This is a genomic window from Thioclava sp. IC9, assembly GCF_002213225.1.
GTDB classification, from domain to species: domain Bacteria; phylum Pseudomonadota; class Alphaproteobacteria; order Rhodobacterales; family Rhodobacteraceae; genus Thioclava; species Thioclava nitratireducens.
The window spans coordinates 664,420-680,862 of sequence record NZ_NBNX01000001.1; the positions used below are offsets into that span (position 1 = coordinate 664,420).

Consider the following 16,443-nt stretch of genomic DNA (forward strand, 5'->3'; position numbering starts at 1 on the left):
CTTGCTCGCGGCTTCTTTTTTCGCTTTCCGTCCTACGGAAACGTCACAAACTGTAAGACGGATCAGCGAATCCGTCAAGCCTGAGGGGGCAGAAGAAGATGAATATCAGGACGAACCTCGAAGATTTCGCCCGCAGCCTGGAGATCGACCCTGTAGAAGCTGCGCTGATGGACGTTGCACGTGCCATCCAGATCACCCGCACTATGCACGACGAAGCTGACCGCCATTTTCGCGGGCTCGCTCAGCATGTCGACCGCCCTGGCAGTCCTCTCGAAGATTTGGTCCTTGAGATCTACCCTTCTGGCAGCTTTGCAATCCACGCCGCGACTCGGTCACGCCTGAAGACCGACCAGCACGACGTTGACGCCGTTCTCGAGATTGCGATCGCTCCTGGCACCGACCCGGCATGGGTGCTTGAACAATTGTACAAGGCGATCAGGGGCAAAGAAGGCAGCAGGTACTACGACTACCTAATTGAGAAAAACAGTCGCTGTGTCACGGTTACCTACCCGGACGGCGTCACGGTCGATCTGATGCCGGTCGTTCGCATCGATGGGGCACCAGAACGCGTGGCGACCCTGTTTCACTACAAGCCTGAGAAGGACGAGCGGTACCACAAGGAGATCAATCCGAAGGGGTTTGCCGATCACTTCAATGCTCGCGTCGAGATCAGCGAGGCGTTTCAGAAGCGCTTCGATGCGCGTCGTTACCTCGTCGATGGCGAAACCTACACCGAATTGGCCACGCGGCTTTCAAATGAGACGTCTGGTCTGGCGTTGCAAAAGGCAGATACCCAACCGATGCCGGTGCATGTCCCGCTCGACCAGAAATCGCCTCGCGTGGTTGCCCTGCAGCTGATCAAGAGGTTCCGCGACAAACGCTATCGCAAGCACGACGATCACCGTGGCAAACGCAAACCCCCGGCCGTCATTATCGCAGCGATTGCAATCGATGCCGGCCCTGCAAACGATAGCCTGGTCGATGAGGTGATAGCGATTGCAAAGCGGATGCGCTGGCAAATCCGCAATGCCGAACAGAACCTGCGGTTGTTGGAAGTTCGCAATCCGGCACACTACCCCGACCTCTTTACCGATCGGTGGCCGGCTCAAAGGAGCGATCAGCAACTTTGGGCGGCGGACTTGCTCACTCTCATCGAGCGCCTCGAAAACCTGAAGCGGGTTGGCTTCGATCCTGCGGTTATCCAATCGACGTTCGACGATTTGTTCGGCGAAAAGGCCGGCGAGACCGCTCTGCAGGCCTATCATCGCGCGCAGACTGTCCAACTCGAACATGGGGCGCTCGGCATGACACCGAGCGGACTATTGAAACCTGCGGCACCACTTTCGTCCCTGGCTGCTCCAACTCTGGGTGCTGGGATCGCATCCGCACCAGGCCTCGTGAGGCCTGCACGCGCGAATACGAACATGGGGGGCACTGTACGTGATGATAACTGTTGGTGAGCAGATTGCAGACATGGCCGATGTCTATCCCGAATGGTCATGCGACCGGCTGAGCCAGCGAACTTGTGTGTGGGAGGGGCATCTGCAGCCACACAGAACGACGTACCGGCTGCGGGTAGAATATACGGAACCCCTACTGCTCGAAGGCAGATCAAACCTGTACCTGCAGCCACTGGTTGAGGTTCTTGAACCGACATTGCAAAGACGTTTCGGAAACGAAGAAGGGTCCCTACCGCATGTTTACGTGTCACATCCGCGAACAGAGCGTACGGGGCCTTTCCTTTGCCTCTTCGACGACGAAGCGGATCAGTGGTCGCCAGATGACCTTATCAGCAATACAACCATTCCCTGGGCGTCCAACTGGCTGAGCTGCTACGAAAGCTGGCTCGCTTCGGGAAGATGGTTTGGGACCGGCAAACACATCAGAAGTCAGTCAGGCGGGCGATCCAGGTTGGCGGTACTTATGGAGAGATTTCATGGCACAACCTCAATCCCGTCGCTCACAGGGCACCATCTTTCACCGTCGAGATCAACTCGAATGGCCCGCAGATGATCTTCGCATACTGTCCATTGATGGCGGCGGCATAAAAGGCATTCTGCCTGCGGCGGTCCTGGCGGAATGCGAGCGTCGTTTCTTGAAGGGCGGTTCGGCAGCCAGCTACTTCGACATGATCGCAGGCACTTCAACCGGAGGAATAATCGCGCTCGGCATGGCAGCAGGGATGCGCGCCGAGGAGGTTCTGGAAATCTATATGCGTCACGGGTCGGAAATATTTCCCAGGCCTTGGACTCCCCCAACTCGATTTGGTCGCGCGATGCGATCCACTTACCAGTTTGCCCGTGATCTCGCCGTTTATCGATACAACCGCGACCCCTTGGAACGAGCGCTTCGAGATCGCTTTGGCAACAGGACACTGGGCTCGGTCAATGTGCGTTTGAACATTCCCGCCTTCGATGGGTTCAACGAGGTCAACGTCCTCAAGACCCCGCACCACCCTGACTTCCGCCTCGACTGGCAGGAAGAACTGGTCACGGTAGCATTGGCGACGTCAGCCGCGCCGACATTCTTCTCGACCTACCGGAGCGGCACCCGGCTCTTTGCCGATGGCGGTGTTTGGGCGAACAACCCCGTCATGGTGGCGCTGGTAGATGCCATGAGCTGTTTCAACATCGACAGACACAAAATCGAAATCCTGAGCCTTGGCTGTGGCGATCAAGATCTTCGTATGACTGACGGTCAGATTAGGTGCGGCGGCATGTTCCACTGGAGAACAATCATCGAGAGCGCGATGCACCTGCAAAGCCAGAACGCCCTCGGACAGGCCGGACTTTTGATCGGGCGAGACCGCATGCTTCGCCTGACATCCGCTCCAACTCTCGAACCAATCGGCTTAGATGATTTTGTGCGGGCGAGTAGTGAGCTGCCAGCGCAAGCGAAGAGGTTAGTTGAAGAAAACGCTGAACACCTTGAAGCGTTTTTCGATGCTAAGCGGCTTCAAGCGACTTTCTATCATGGCGAGCGGAAATAGTAGTACTCGCGGCGTAGATTTTGGCATCATTTTACTGCCTATAGCTGCGTTAGGCGAGGGGGAGCTGGTGCCACCCCCTCGCCGTCTAACAATTGCTACTTTTGGCCTGGAAGCCAGGTGTAGGGCAGCGCATAATGTTTCGCGTTGCCCATAAGTTTTCGTGAAACGCCCATAAGGCTTCGTTTCCGCGGTTTGGGCCTAAAAGGCGAACGCGAGAGATTCTCGGCTTCTGGTCTCTCTTTTTTGAAGGGTTTCAGGCCCAGTTTCGGTTCCCGAGCAACAGATATGCTTAGCCCAAGGACGACCGCCCGCTTTGCACGCACTCTGTCCGAGGCTCGATCGGCAGTTACTGATCGCGGCGCGACAAAAAGGGCGGATTCCGGAAGTTCGCTGCAACCGCGATGCGACGCGGCAGCTTCATTGAGAGCTGACATTCAGATTGCGTTGCACCGCGAATTTTTCTGCGCGGTCGCAAGGCTGACCGGAGCCTGGATTGACCAATGCGGCGATTTGAACCGACGTCTGAAAGCCGGTGGAAGCGGTCATGCGAAAACGATCTTTGCATCTAACTCGTGATGGATAGTGTCGATTTAAGCGAGTATTCAGTATTTCGACGGACGTCGAAGGGCAGTTTGTGTAGATGCTTCGATCGCGCAAATCGGCATTGTGTTGCGTGGGCGGCGGAAAGTCTTTTGATTAAGCGGTTCTGGGGCTTGGGTGGCCAAAGCACCGGCCTCGTTGCTGCATGGCTCGGCGATCGTACTGATGGTGAGCGATTATGCGGTAACATGCCAGCAAGCGCGAAGGTGCTGATGCTCCTCGAATTGTCACTCCCTTTGCATCATGCCTTGCGCGAGGTCTCCGGCGGGGGCTGCCGGTAGCTTGATGGAGGCCTCGAAACCGGAAGACCTGCCCGGACGCGGAGATGCCAAGCTGAGCGGACTACCGATCCGGTTCGCGATGGCGGCGACGATGGCGAGGCCCAGCCCACTGCCGTCGGTGCTTGCACTTGCACGCTCAAAACGGGCGGTGAGGCGGTCAAGGGTGTCACGGGAGAGAACAGGACCATCATTCGCGACGACAAGCCGCCCCTCCGCCGTCAGCGTCATGTCAACCGGAGCATTTTCCTCGCCATGGCGAAGGGCATTTTCCAGGAGATTCCGGCAGAGGATGGCGAAGGCGTCGGGGTCAATGTCCGACATGACGGCCGTTTCCGGCAGTGTCAGCACGATGCGGCCCGGCGTGCCCGCGCGTCCGATATCGTCCACCACAATCCGCACGACGGAGCGAAGATCCGCGCTTTGGTCCATCCGAAGGCGCCCGCCTTCGGCCCGCGCAAGTTGCATGAGCCGTTCGGAAAGCCGCGTCAGCCGCTTTAGGGACGCCTCGATATCGGCCGCCCGGGCGTCAATGGCCGGGTCGCGCGTCTCCGAGCGGAGCCGCTGCGCCTGCGCAATGGCACCCGCGAGCGGCGTTCGAAGCTCGTGCGCGGCATTCGCAGCAAAGCTGCGCTCGGCCTCGAACGCATCGCGCAACCTGCCCAGCAGGCTGTTCAGCGTGTCGGCCAGTGGCCCGATCTCCCTTGGCAGATCGTCAGCGGGAACCTCTGAAAGGTCGCGCGCGCCGCGCGACTCCAGCCGCACCCGGAACCGGCGCAACGGGTCGAGGCTGAAACGGACAGCAAGGATGATCGCAGTCAAGGCGACCGGCAGGACGATCAGCAGCGGCAGACTAAGGCCCATCTGGATTTCACGCGCGGTCGACGCACGATGTGCCAGCGGTTCGGCCACAGTGATGCGGATCGTCCCTTGAAGCGCTGCGTCACCGTAGAGGCGATGGGTGGCGGTCTGCCGAAACCCCGGCCCGTCATAGGGCGGAAACACAGCGGGGTCCGCCGCATGGGATTGCAGCAGGACGCGCCCTTCGGCATCGCGGACGAGATACGTAAAGAACTCGTCGTGTTCCCGGATCGGGGCGAGCCGTTGCGTTACCCCCTCATCTTCCCGTCCGACAATGTCGGTCACGGCCAGCGGCAGGATCCGCTCAGCGGTCTCGCGCAGGGCACTGTCGAAGACTTCGTCCATCTCGCCCCGGACAATCACGCCGGTGACGCTCGCAGCGAGCAGCCAAAGTACCGTCAGCACAAGGCCGACCGACAGGGCCAGCCGCGCCATGAGGCTCGCGGGCCACCTCATGGTTTGCCCAGGCGGTAGCCCATGCCGCGCTCGGTCTCAATGACCTCGCTCCCGAGCTTTTTGCGCAGGCGGCTGACATGGACCTCGATCGTGTTGCTCTCCACCTCGGCGTCAAAGGCGTAGAGCCTCTCCTCCAGTTGCGCCTTTGACAGCAGCTGACCGGGCCGGGCGAGGAAGGCGTCGAACAGCGCCCATTCGCGGGCCGTCAGCGCAACGGGCTTGCCGTCGCGGTGAACACTGCGTGCAGCAAGGTCGATGTCCAATGACCCATGGGTGAGGATGGGATTCGGGTTGCCGCTGTAACGCCGGGCGACAGAGCCGATCCGGGCAGACAGCTCGGCAAGGTCGAAGGGCTTCACGAGGTAATCGTCGGCGCCCACGTTCAGCCCTTCGATCCGATCCGAGACCTGGTCGAGCGCGGTCAGGATGATGACCGGGGTCACATCTCCCCGCGCGCGCAGGCCTTTGAGGAACCCGATGCCCCGGCCATCCGGAAGCATCAGATCCAGGAGCATCAGGTCATAGGACGTGACCCTCACCGCATCGCCGGCCGTATCGAGGCGCGTGACCCAGTCCACCGATTGGCCATCGGCGGCAATCTGGTCGCGCACTGCGGCTCCCAGAACCGTGTCGTCCTCGATCAGCAGGATGCGCATATTTGTTCTTTCCTTTTGTCCCTAACCTTCTTTTGGCGGCTACGGCTGACGCAAAGCTTACGCGCGCGGATGAACTTCTTCAGCCTGCTGTCAGCTTCGTGGCGCATACCTTGCAACGAGACGCGCCCCATGAGGAGTTTGGCCTATGAAGAAGACATTGACAATTCTCGGCTTTCTCGCGGTGTTCCCGGCCGGCTCCGCACTGGCGGACGATGATTGCTTTGTGCCGATGGCCGATTGGCAACCGCGCGATGCCGTCACTCGACTGGCCGAAGAGAACGGCTGGACCGTGCGGCGCATCAAGATCGACGACGGCTGCTATGAAATTGACGGCCGCGACGCCGAGGGCCGCCGGATCGAGGTGACGGTGCACCCGTCGAATCTGCAAATCATTGAATTCGAGTACGAGGATGACGACGATGACTGAAACCTATGCGACCGAAGGCGAGGCCGGAAGACATGATGCCGATGGTCCGGTCCGCGTCTGGGACCCGCTGGTGCGGATTTTCCACTGGGGGCTCGTGGTGGCCTTCGTGGTGGCATACCTGAGCGCCGAAGAGCTCTCGACGGTCCATGAGGTGGCGGGATACGTCGTTGCCGGGCTGGTGGCCTTCCGTCTGATCTGGGGATTTGTCGGAAGCCGCTATGCCCGCTTTTCCCAGTTTCTTAAAGGGCCGTCGGCGACAGTCCGGTATCTCAGCGACATGGTAGGTGGTCGTGAGCGCCGCTATCTGGGCCACAATCCCGCAGGTGCTGTGATGGTCGTAGCACTGCTGATCGCCCTGTCGGGAACCGCTTTCACGGGGTGGCTGATGGAGGATGAGACCCGCATGGCGATGCTGCCCGATGTTCCGCAGATCGTGGCGACAGCCTGGGCCGACGAGGATGGCGACGAACGCTCAGAATATGGTGAAGGCGGTGAAAGCGCAGTGGGGGAGGTGCACGAAACCCTTGCCAACCTGATGCTTCTGCTGATCGCGGTACATATAGGCGGCGTGGTTCTGACCTCGTTCCGGCATCGCGAAAACCTTGCGCGGTCCATGGTCACCGGTACCAAACGTGCGCCCGAGCCGGGCGACATCGCCTGACCGGAGGAGTCCCCCAAGGTCGATCGTCCCATCGGCCGAACCTGGCCCCGCCCTGATCGGCGGGGTCTTTTTCTTTCCTGACAGCAAGCTGAAGCGGAAACTGCCGCGCTGTCAGGAAACCCTCAGGTCGGCTCTCCAGATTGTCCTCAGCAGACGAAAGGAGACCCTGCCATGAAAAAGACCCTGACATTTCTCGCCGCCACAACCGCGTTGACGACAGCGATCGGCGTCCCTGCCTGGAGCGCGATGCAGGCGCCCGACGGCGGCCTTCGGCCGTTCACTGCGTTCTTCGAAGAGCGCGCGCAAGCGATGCCGCTCATTCTTGCAAGCGACGACGACGATGACGATGACCGCTACCGTAACGGCTCGCGGAGCCGCTATGGCGACGATGATGACGACGACTGCGACGACGATGACGATGACGATGATGACGATGACGATGATGACTGTCGCGGTGGCGCCCGCAATCCCGCGCCCGCGGGCACCGTCGCACCGCCGAAGAACGGCCTTTTCGGGAACGGTGCCCCGCCGCAGGTTCAGGTGAACTGAACCACTCCGCAGCCCCTCTCCGAATAAGGATACATCCGATGAAATCGCTTCTCGCAACGCTCGCTCTCACCACCGCGCTAACGCTCCCCAGCCTCGCCATGGCGCGGCCGGTGACACTGACCGCAACGCTCAATAATTACGGCGGCGACGGCGCCTATCTTGCGCTCTACGTCACAGATACCTCTGGAGCCTATGTCGGCAGTCTCTGGATGGCTGGCGGCAAGTCCAAATACTACGAGCATCTGACCGACTGGTACCGCGCCACGGGTGGCGACACCGCGCAAGTGAACGGCATCACCGGCGCCAGCATTGGCGCGGGCCGCACGCTGGAGATCACTCTCGACCTCGCCGATGCGCTGTTCGATGCGGGGTACACGCTTCACATCGACGCAGCCGTCGAGGATATGCGCGACAGTCCGAACGAGGTGGCGGTGCCACTCACGACCGACGGTGCGGGGACTTCTGTGCCCGGGCGCCGCTACGTCGCCAGCTTCGCCTACGACATGTGAGGAGTGAGGGCCATGATCCGTGCACTCCATCGCTGGCCGGGTCTGCTGGCCCTCGTGCTCGTCACCATCCTCAGCTTGAGTGGCGCGGCGCTGTCTGTCTTTCCTGCGGCCGAGCGGCTTGCCGCGCCACAGGCAGAGACCGAACTGACGGTCGCCACTCTCGCGGATCGCATCCAGTTGGTCTATCCGGGCGTCGAGCAGATCCGCCGGTCGCCATCGGGACAGATCACCGCCTACTGGTTCGATCAAGGCACGCCGGGCGCCGCCGTGATCGACCCCGCCACGGGTGAGGGCGTGGCCTCGGCTGATCCCAATCAAGTTGAACGCTGGATTACCAACCTGCATCGCTCGTTGTTTCTGGGCGACGGCGGGCGCATCGCCATGGCTGCAGGGGCGGCCGCGATGCTGGTCCTCTCCCTTTCCGGAGCGGCACTGGTCGCGCGCCGGACGGGCGGATGGCGGCACTGGTTTGCGCCTCTGCGCGGACCGCTCGCTGGTCGTCTTCACGTCGAAATCGCCCGGATCGCCGTGGTTGGCCTTCTGCTTTCCTCGACTACGGCTTTGTGGATGACGGCGTCGACCTTCGACCTGCTTCCCGATGGCGGAGCCCCGCCGGCCTTTCCGGCCGAGGTGAGCAATGAGACGGGCGTTGCGCTCGACCGCCTTGCCGGTCTGAGCGAAATACCAGTCGCAGACCTGCGCGAGCTGAGCTTTCCCTATCCCGGGGACACCACGGATGTCTTCACGCTCAAGACCGACCGGGGCACCGGATATCTCGATCAGGGCGACGGTGCCCTCCTGGCCTGGGCCGACCTGACCGGATGGGAGCGCGTCTCCGAGACGATCTACATGCTGCACACCGGACAGGGTGCGGCGGTGCTCGGTCTCGTGCTCGGGCTCATGGCGCTCGGCGTGCCCGCGATGGGCGCTACCGGCGTCCTGATCTGGCTCGCCGGGCGGCGCGCGCGGCCGCGCATCCGGGGCAACCAGCCCGCAGGCCGCGCCGGGACGATCCTGCTCGTCGGCAGCGAGGGGGGAAGCACCTGGGGCTTTGCCGCGACGCTTCATGCCGCGCTGACGCAAGCCGGGCAGAGCGTCCATGTCGGCCCGATGTCGGGCTTTGCGCCAGAGCGCTACACGAGGGCCGAGCGGATCATCCTGCTCGCCGCGACTTACGGCGACGGGGCGGCGCCCGCCTCAGCGAAGGGCTTTCTCGATCGGCTGAACGCGTTCGATCGGGTGCCAGACATGCCCATTGCGGTGCTTGGCTTCGGCGACCGCAGCTTTCCAGCCTTTTGCGCCTTCGCCAAGGACGTCGCAGCAGCGGCGCAGGCGAAGGGCTGGCCCGAGCTTCTTCCGCTCGAAACCGTCGACCGCCAATCGCCGCAGGATTTCGCCCGCTGGGGCCGCGCACTGGGCGACGCTCTCAGGATCGACCTCGAGCTGTCGCACCAGCCCGTCTTGCCGAAAACTGAAACGTTGACCCTCGTCTCGCGCCGCGACTACGGCGCCGAGGTGCAGGCCCCGACCGCGATCCTCCGCTTCGCGCTTCCGCGCGTCACGCTCTGGCAGCGGCTGGTCGGGGCGGGCTTCGCGCGGTTCGAGGCCGGTGACCTGATCGGCGTCCTGCCGGAAGGAAGCGCCGTCCCGCGGCTCTATTCGCTCGCCTCCGCGCGCTGCGACGGCTTCATCGAGATCGTCGTGAAAAAGCACCCCGGCGGTCTCTGCTCGGGTCAGCTCACGGCCCTGGAGCCGGGCGATACGGTCACCGCCTTCCTCCGCCGCAACCCTGGCTTCCGTCCGGGGCCGAGCCGGGCACCGCTGATCCTGATCGGCGCGGGGACCGGCATCGGGCCGCTCGCGGGTTTTGTGCGCGGCAACACGCGCCGCAGGCCCATCCACCTCTTCTTCGGGATGCGGCATCCCAAAAGCGATTTCTTCTACGGCGAGGAACTGCCCGCCTGGCAGGATGAGGAACGCCTGGTGCGTCTGGTCATGGCGGTCTCGCGGGTGGAGCATCCGCACTACGTGCAGGACGCGTTGCGGGACGACGCGGCCCAGGTCACCAGACTGATCCGTGACGGGGCGCGCGTGATGGTCTGCGGCGGTCGTGAAATGGCGGCGGGCGTGGCCGATACGCTGGCCGAGATCCTCGCGCCGGCCGGGCTCACGCCGGCAGTCCTGAAGGCGGAGGGGCGGTATGTCGAAGATGTCTACTGAGCTGGTGAAGGTCGCGCTGAACGGACCGACCATGGGCACACGCTGGTCCACGCTGTTCTTCGCGGAACCGGACTTCGACCCGGCCACGGTCCGCGTGGCGCTTCAGGCGGCTGTCGATGAGGTGGACGCACAGATGTCCACCTGGAAACCCGATAGCCACCTGATGCGGCTCAATGCGGCGCCGGTCGGCGAATGGATCGCTGTTCCCGCGCGATTGCGCGAGGTGATACGCCTCGGCCTGGAGATCGGGCGCGCCTCCGGCGGGGCCTTCGATATCGGCATGGGCGACGCGGTTAAAGCTTGGGGCTTCGGGCCAGGAGACGTCACGCCGGATGGCATCCGCGCAGCGATGAAAAACCCTCGTTGCCCGGCGCATGAAGTCCTGGAGTTCGACGGCGACCACGTTCGCAAGACCGCGCCCGTCGCGCTCGACCTCAACGGTATCGCCAAGGGTTATGGCGTCGACCGCCTGGCCGAGACCCTGCGCGATCATGGGATTTCCGCCGGACTCATAGGGATTGACGGCGAGATGCGGGCGATGGGTGTGCGGCCAGACGGCGAGGCCTGGACCATCGCGGTCGAGGCGCCGGACTCCGAGCGCCGAAGGCCGCATTCAATCCTCGCGCTGCAGGACGCGGCCGTCGCGACCTCGGGCGACTACCGCCACTGGGTCGAGGTGCAGGGTCGCCGTCTCTCGCACACAATGGATCCGAGACGCGGCGCGCCGCTGATCGCGTCGCCTGCCTCCGTCACCGTCGTTGCCCGCAGCTGTGCCGAGGCCGATGCCTGGGCAACGGTGCTTATGGTGCTCGGTCTCGACAAAGGAGCGAAACTCGCAAGAAAACAAGGGCTTGACGCCCTGTTCCTCCTGCGCGATGATGCAGGGAGCGCGAGGGGCGTAGGAGTCGGACGACTTTTTTCCGAAGAGCCAGCGGCGATGACCCCAGCAGAGGGGAGATAAGCCGAATGGACCAGACCCGCACCGATCGCTTCAAGACCGCAATTCTGCTTCTGGCCGTGATTGGTCTGATCGCGGGTCTTGCATTCTATTTCGCTGGCAGGCGCGACATCGCGAACATCGTCTGGTTCGCCGGGGTTGTTCCAGCCCTTGCCGCGCTCACAGTCGAGATCCTGCGCAGCATTGGACGCGGCGAGGTGGGCCTCGATATCGTCGCAGCGCTGTCGATGACTGCCGCGCTCGTCTTCGGTGAGACTCTCGCCGCGGCGGTCGTCGCGGTGATGTATTCCGGTGGCACCTTCCTCGAAAGCTTCGCAGAAGGCCGCGCCCGGCACGAGATGCACGACCTGTTGTCCCGAGTTCCGCGGACAGCGACACGGCATCGCAATGGCGGCCTCGAAGATATACCGCTTGAGGAAATCGCTCCCGGCGATCGGCTGCTGATCCGTCAGGGCGACGTGGTGCCGGTGGACGGCACGGTGGCCTCTGACGCGGCCTTTGTCGATACTTCGGCGCTGACCGGCGAGTCGCTACCGGTGCGGCTTGCACGCGGGGCCGAGGCCATGAGCGGCTCTACCAATGCAGGCGAGGCTTTCGACGTCACGGCGACCCGCGAGGCCAAGGACAGCACCTATGCCGGAATCGTCAGACTGGTCGAGGAGGCGCAGGCGTCCAAGGCACCGATGTCACGGCTGGCCGACCGATGGTCTCTGGGATTCCTGGCCGTCACCGTGACCATAGCCTTCGCTGCCTGGTGGTTCACCGGCGACCCCATCCGGGCCGTCGCCGTTCTGGTCGTGGCGACGCCCTGTCCGCTGATCCTCGCCGTTCCTGTGGCGCTGGTCGCGGGCCTGTCGCGAGCCGCGCATTTCGGCGTGCTGATCAAGGGCGCGGGGCCACTCGAAACGATGGCGCGGATCCGCACGCTCATCCTCGACAAAACCGGAACGCTGACGGATGGCCGCCCGAAGATCGTGTCGATAAATAGTGCGGATGGCATGGACGAGGACGACATCCTGCTCTTTGCGGCATCCCTCGATCAGGCCTCCAAGCACCCAGTGGCACAGGCCGTCGTCGCCGCCGCGAAGGCGCAGGGCTTAACGCTGCCCGTGCCGTCCGAGGTTGCCGAGTTTCCGGGGGAAGGGGTCGTGGGCCATGTCGAGGGCCGCAGCGTGATCGTCGGCGGCGACGGTTTCGTGGCGTCCCGGGTTGGGCGGATGACGGGCGATCACCCCGCCACCGCCAAGAGCGCCGGATCGGTCCTTGTCGCCGTAGCGGTCGATGGACACATGGTCGGGCATCTGGTGATGTCCGACCCATTGCGCGAGGGCGCGGGCGTCATGCTGGAAGGTCTGCGCCGCGAGGGTATCGGGCGTATACTGTTGGCCACAGGCGACCGCGCAGATGTGGCCGAGCGCGTGACCGAGGGGCTGGGTCTCGACGGTCTGCGCGCCGGGCTGACGCCGGATCAGAAAGTTCTCCTTGTTCTCACAGAGCGCAAGCACGGACCCGTCATGATGGTGGGCGACGGCGTGAACGACGCGCCGGCACTCGCGGCAGCCGATGTCGGTGTGGCCATGGGTGCTCGGGGCGCCGCTGCCTCCGCCGAGGCCGCTGACGTGGTGCTGCTTGTCGACCGGATCGACCGGCTTGGGCCCGGCATCGAGATCGCCCGCGCGTCCCGGCGGATCGCCGTCGAAAGTGTTGTCGCCGGGATCGGCCTTTCGGTTCTTGGCATGATTGCCGCCGCCTTCGGCTACCTCACCCCTGTGCAGGGAGCGCTTCTACAGGAGGTGATAGACGTCGCCGTGATCCTCAACGCCCTGCGGGCGCTGCGCATTGTGCCGCATGAGCCTGCTATGGCCAAACCACAGCCCGCAACGTCAGGGCAGGCCGACATTGTTCAAGGAGCCACGCCATGAGCCGTCTCTCGCATTCCGAAATCCACATGGTGCACCGCATCGGCTGGCTGCGGGCGGCCGTACTTGGGGCCAATGACGGTCTCGTCTCGACCGCGAGCCTTATCGTCGGCGTCGCCGCAGCGGGGTCCGAAAAGCCCGAGGTCCTGATCGCGGGGTTGGCCGGGCTCGTGGCCGGTGCGATGTCGATGGCTGCAGGCGAGTACGTGTCAGTCAGTTCCCAGACCGACGCCGAGCAAGCCGACCTTGCGCGCGAAACGCGCGAACTTGAGGAAACACCGGAGGCTGAGCTTGAGGAACTAACCCTGATCTATGTCGATCGAGGTCTTGATCGGGATCTGGCCGAGAAGGTCGCGGTTCAACTGACCGAGCGAGACGCGCTTGGGTCGCATGCGCGCGACGAGCTGGGCATTTCCGAGACCGTGACGGCCCGCCCGGTCCAGGCGGCATTGGTTTCGGCGCTGACTTTTGCCGTCGGCGCGGTGCTTCCACTGATCGTGGTGCTGCTCGTGCCGGAAACGTTGATCGCGCTCTTGGTGGCAGCATCGACGATCATTGGCCTCGCGGTTCTCGGTGGACTGGGCGCCTCGGCGGGCGGCGCTGGCGTCGCGCGAGGGGCCGCCAGGGTCACGCTCTGGGGCGCCCTCGCGATGGCCGCGACAGCGGCAGTCGGCACAATCTTTGGTGTGACTGTCGGGTAGGAAATGATGGCAGCAGAGGGTGTAGACGTTGGATGTCAGCCCCCCGGGTTCGGCCACTCCGTTCGGCAATCGCGTCGGTCTTGAATTAAACCCAAGGAGCGATTTTGATTCGCTATCAAGGTGTTACGGCGTCCAGTGTGCGTTTTTGTGTACAAGCGCCTCCTAAAGTCTGCTAACGGGTGGGAAGCAGACCTTCACGGCCGTTGGCCGAACGGCAGGCTTTGCTGCAAGCTGTGAGGTCGATGGCACCGAGATCATGCATCTGCAGTGAAAGTCCGGTCTGGTGAAGCTGCAGCGCAGCGATTGACGACAGCGGCCATGGCTGGTTTGGGCCGTTCGCTCCAGGGAGCGAACATCACTCAGCCGCATCTTCACAAAGCTAATGCTCCCGAAAACGCTCAAGCCATGGTATGATTGGCGAATGAAGAGTTTCCGAGACGCCATCCTTGAGGCGTGCCCAGAGATAGCTGAGCGCGAAGCCGAATTTCGAGATAAGATCCATCTTGCGATGAAGCTTCGAGCTCTGCGCGACGCCGCGAACCTGACACAGGACCAGATTACAACCCTGTCCGAGTTGTCGCTCGAAGATGTTCAGGCGTGCGAAGCGCTGACCGGCGAAATGCCCGCGCAGGACCATGTCGCGGCTTATCGATCCGCCATTCACACACATAGGTCAGCGTCAAAACGCTCGGTGAAGCCACCAAGATCGTAGATGGGAACAAAGAACTGCCCGGAAAGCTGAAGTGACCTGAGCTTTTGGTCGAAGCAAATCAGGCCGGGACTTAACTGCCCACAGTCCAAGTTACCCGGTCATCTTTTCCCGCCAGAAGAACTACCTTTCGCGAAGAGATCGAGCATAGATGATCTCACCGTCTTCGGAGAGACCCACTCCTAAGCCACGTTCACGTCGGCGCGCGAAAAACGTTTCCTCTTCCGGGCCGGGCTTCGACATGGCCTCAGAAAACTGGTCGAGGGCAAACCGCCCTTCCTTGGATGACGTATCCTCCGAACCGGCAGTGCGTTCTTTGTCTTTCTTGCTCATGTCAGTCGTCCTCCAATGACAGCGGCTTGTCGAGATCGACATCGACTTCTGAGACCAAAGCTTCAATTCGATCATACAAAGCTTGGTCGAATACCCGAAACGCCGGCGGATATGCTTCTATGTCAGCCTCAAGGAAATCGAGCGCCGAGAGTAAATCTGCATCCGCCGCAAAAGCACCGCCCCCATTGCCAGTTTGCAGACCTTCGCTTCAATGCGCCAATCAATCTGGTCTCTTGCGCACGGCTTCAGCTGCCGTGATCTGTCGACCAAAACCGGACTCTGATCAGATTGATCCGATTGTTGCCGTCGCGAATGCCCTTTCTCATGGCAACTCCGTAGCCAGTTATCGCTTACCTCGAAGAAACAGTATTCGCCTCTGGGTCGCGGGCAAACTTCCTGGCACGCGCTTACGACAACGCGGAGTATCGCCGTCGCCCTACATATTGCCAAGCGTCCCTTGAGCGTCACTTGCCAATGCCCGCATCCAAGACCGAGCCAAGCGTGCGCTATCGCGCCCCGCCCGGTGCGGCGCGCGATGGCGCTCCAGAAACTCATAGAGATCATCAAGCACACGCCCGGAAAACGAGCTGAACGACGCCGCATGAAAGTCGTCGATGAAGATCTCTCCCTCGCGCCCAATGAGCGCAAGCAAACGATCCAGCCATAGTGTCTCATAAGGCGGCGCATCGGACAGAACCACGCCCCCCCGGAGCTCTTCAAATGCCTTTTCCGCGACGTCGATCGCGTCGGGGCCATCAAGAAGCTCATTGAAAGGGATGTTGTGGACCTTCGCACTCTTCTCCGACCATTCGGAAATCGGCCAACTTGTATGCGGTCGGATCGCGCTGTCCCAGGTAGCAACACTGACGCCCTCTTCTTCGAACAGGAGACGTGAGACCCCGATCTCGATAGGCCAGGATGCGGCACTCACGGAACATGCCTCGAAGTCGAGGAAACGGATGCGCGTGAAATGATCGATAGTTGTCATAGAGCAAACAGGCCGAGACCCTCGACCACCTCCTTTTTCGTCGCTTCTGTAACCACTTGCGCGCGTTCCGTGCCCGCCCGGATCACGTCGAGCACAAAATCCGGTTCTTGGGCAAACTCCGCGGGCCGTTCCCGAATCGGAGCGACAAGCGCTTGAAGGATGTCGTCGAGGCGCCTCTTGATCTGACCATCCCCAAGCCCGCCATGCCGATACCGCGCCTTGAGCTCCTCAAGGGTCTGGGTATCCACATCGAAGGCGTCGAGATAGGTGAAGACGACATTTCCCTCGACGCGACCGGGGGTCTTCGACACGCAGATGTGCCGGATCGGTAAACATCGCGCGCACCGCGGCCGAGATCTGATCGGGTGTCGCCGAGAGCGGGATCGCATTGCCACCAGACTTCGACATCTTGGCCCTCCCATCAACGCCAGGGAGACGCCCGGAGCGCGGGATGATCGCCCTCGCCTCGGGCAAGACATTGCGCCCCGCGACGGCGTTGATCCGACGCGCGATCTCATTGGTCTGCTCGATAAGCGGCGCCTGATCTTCTCCGACCGGAACGACGGTGGCCTTGAACGCCGTGATGTCCGCCGCTTGCGCTGCGGGATAGCGGATCAACACGATTTGCG

At 62.4% G+C, this 16,443-nt stretch carries 16 protein-coding genes and 1 pseudogene; 10 read left to right on the plus strand and 7 right to left on the minus strand.

The features are described from left to right. The first annotated feature begins 98 nt into the window (after positions 1–98). Both B6V76_RS02960 and B6V76_RS02965 read left to right on the plus strand, forming a co-directional pair. Positions 99–1,460 carry a nucleotidyltransferase gene (locus tag B6V76_RS02960; protein WP_088726620.1) on the plus strand — a complete coding sequence of 454 codons (1,362 nt, stop codon included), beginning with the start codon at positions 99–101 and terminating at the stop codon, positions 1,458–1,460. Positions 1,461–1,936: 476 nt separating this feature from the next. Further along, the gene (locus B6V76_RS02965) at positions 1,937–2,989 is read left to right on the plus strand and encodes a CBASS cGAMP-activated phospholipase (protein WP_088726621.1); all 1,053 of its coding nucleotides are present in this window, start codon (positions 1,937–1,939) and stop codon (positions 2,987–2,989) included. Positions 2,990–3,406: 417 nt separating this feature from the next. On the opposite strand, the gene B6V76_RS20245 is transcribed toward B6V76_RS02965, so the two are convergent. The 3 genes from B6V76_RS20245 to B6V76_RS02975 all read right to left on the minus strand — a co-directional run bounded on the left by B6V76_RS20245 (position 3,407) and on the right by B6V76_RS02975 (position 5,840). Further along, on the minus strand, positions 3,407–3,535 hold the full coding sequence (locus B6V76_RS20245; protein WP_274840669.1) for a hypothetical protein: 129 nt from the start codon (positions 3,533–3,535) through the stop codon (positions 3,407–3,409). 281 nt (positions 3,536–3,816) lie between these two features. Further along, complete coding sequence (locus tag B6V76_RS02970; protein WP_078572350.1) at positions 3,817–5,184, minus strand: ATP-binding protein; 1,368 nt, start codon at positions 5,182–5,184, stop codon at positions 3,817–3,819. Next, a complete protein-coding gene (locus tag B6V76_RS02975) occupies positions 5,181–5,840 on the minus strand; it encodes a response regulator transcription factor (RefSeq protein WP_078572351.1) in 660 nt (219 codons plus the stop codon). The genes B6V76_RS02970 and B6V76_RS02975 overlap by 4 nt, the downstream gene beginning before the upstream one ends. A 145-nt stretch (positions 5,841–5,985) precedes the next feature. Between B6V76_RS02975 and B6V76_RS02980 the strand changes: the two genes are divergently transcribed. From B6V76_RS02980 to B6V76_RS03015, 8 genes are all read left to right on the plus strand, one after another. Next, the gene (locus B6V76_RS02980) at positions 5,986–6,267 is read left to right on the plus strand and encodes a PepSY domain-containing protein (protein ID WP_078572352.1); all 282 of its coding nucleotides are present in this window, start codon (positions 5,986–5,988) and stop codon (positions 6,265–6,267) included. Then, complete coding sequence (locus tag B6V76_RS02985; protein WP_078572353.1) at positions 6,260–6,928, plus strand: cytochrome b/b6 domain-containing protein; 669 nt, start codon at positions 6,260–6,262, stop codon at positions 6,926–6,928. The genes B6V76_RS02980 and B6V76_RS02985 overlap by 8 nt, the downstream gene beginning before the upstream one ends. Before the next feature lie 171 nt (positions 6,929–7,099). Beyond that, positions 7,100–7,477 (plus strand): hypothetical protein, encoded by a 378-nt coding sequence (locus B6V76_RS19820; RefSeq protein ID WP_088726622.1) that lies wholly within the window; start codon positions 7,100–7,102, stop codon positions 7,475–7,477. A gap of 38 nt (positions 7,478–7,515) precedes the next feature. Beyond that, positions 7,516–7,986: a DUF2271 domain-containing protein gene (locus tag B6V76_RS02995; RefSeq protein ID WP_078572355.1), complete on the plus strand. Its 471-nt coding sequence runs from the start codon at positions 7,516–7,518 to the stop codon at positions 7,984–7,986. 12 nt (positions 7,987–7,998) lie between these two features. Then, a complete protein-coding gene (locus B6V76_RS03000; protein WP_078572356.1) occupies positions 7,999–10,206 on the plus strand; it encodes a PepSY domain-containing protein in 2,208 nt (735 codons plus the stop codon). Continuing rightward, positions 10,187–11,167 carry an FAD:protein FMN transferase gene (locus B6V76_RS03005; protein WP_038147442.1) on the plus strand — a complete coding sequence of 327 codons (981 nt, stop codon included), beginning with the start codon at positions 10,187–10,189 and terminating at the stop codon, positions 11,165–11,167. Before B6V76_RS03000 ends, B6V76_RS03005 begins: the two co-directional genes overlap by 20 nt. A gap of 5 nt (positions 11,168–11,172) precedes the next feature. Then, a complete protein-coding gene (locus B6V76_RS03010) occupies positions 11,173–13,086 on the plus strand; it encodes a heavy metal translocating P-type ATPase (protein WP_088726623.1) in 1,914 nt (637 codons plus the stop codon). Next, on the plus strand, positions 13,083–13,784 hold the full coding sequence (locus tag B6V76_RS03015) for a VIT1/CCC1 transporter family protein (RefSeq protein WP_078572358.1): 702 nt from the start codon (positions 13,083–13,085) through the stop codon (positions 13,782–13,784). Before B6V76_RS03010 ends, B6V76_RS03015 begins: the two co-directional genes overlap by 4 nt. 832 nt (positions 13,785–14,616) lie before the next feature. Here the strand turns inward: B6V76_RS03015 and B6V76_RS03025 are convergent. The 4 genes and pseudogenes from B6V76_RS03025 to B6V76_RS20290 all read right to left on the minus strand — a co-directional run. Next, positions 14,617–14,826, minus strand: a complete 210-nt coding sequence (locus tag B6V76_RS03025; RefSeq protein ID WP_088726625.1) for a hypothetical protein — start codon at positions 14,824–14,826, stop codon at positions 14,617–14,619. Between the two features lies 1 nt (position 14,827). Then, a complete protein-coding gene (locus B6V76_RS20285) occupies positions 14,828–15,025 on the minus strand; it encodes a type II toxin-antitoxin system PrlF family antitoxin (RefSeq protein WP_346426006.1) in 198 nt (65 codons plus the stop codon). 237 nt (positions 15,026–15,262) lie between these two features. After that, positions 15,263–15,814, minus strand: coding sequence for a hypothetical protein (locus tag B6V76_RS03030; RefSeq protein WP_088726626.1), 552 nt, complete (start codon positions 15,812–15,814; stop codon positions 15,263–15,265). Further along, positions 15,811–16,429: pseudogene (locus B6V76_RS20290) on the minus strand (tryptophan--tRNA ligase); the annotation flags it as partial. The pseudogene B6V76_RS20290 and the gene B6V76_RS03030, both read right to left, overlap by 4 nt. Between the last annotated feature and the right edge of the window lie 14 nt (positions 16,430–16,443).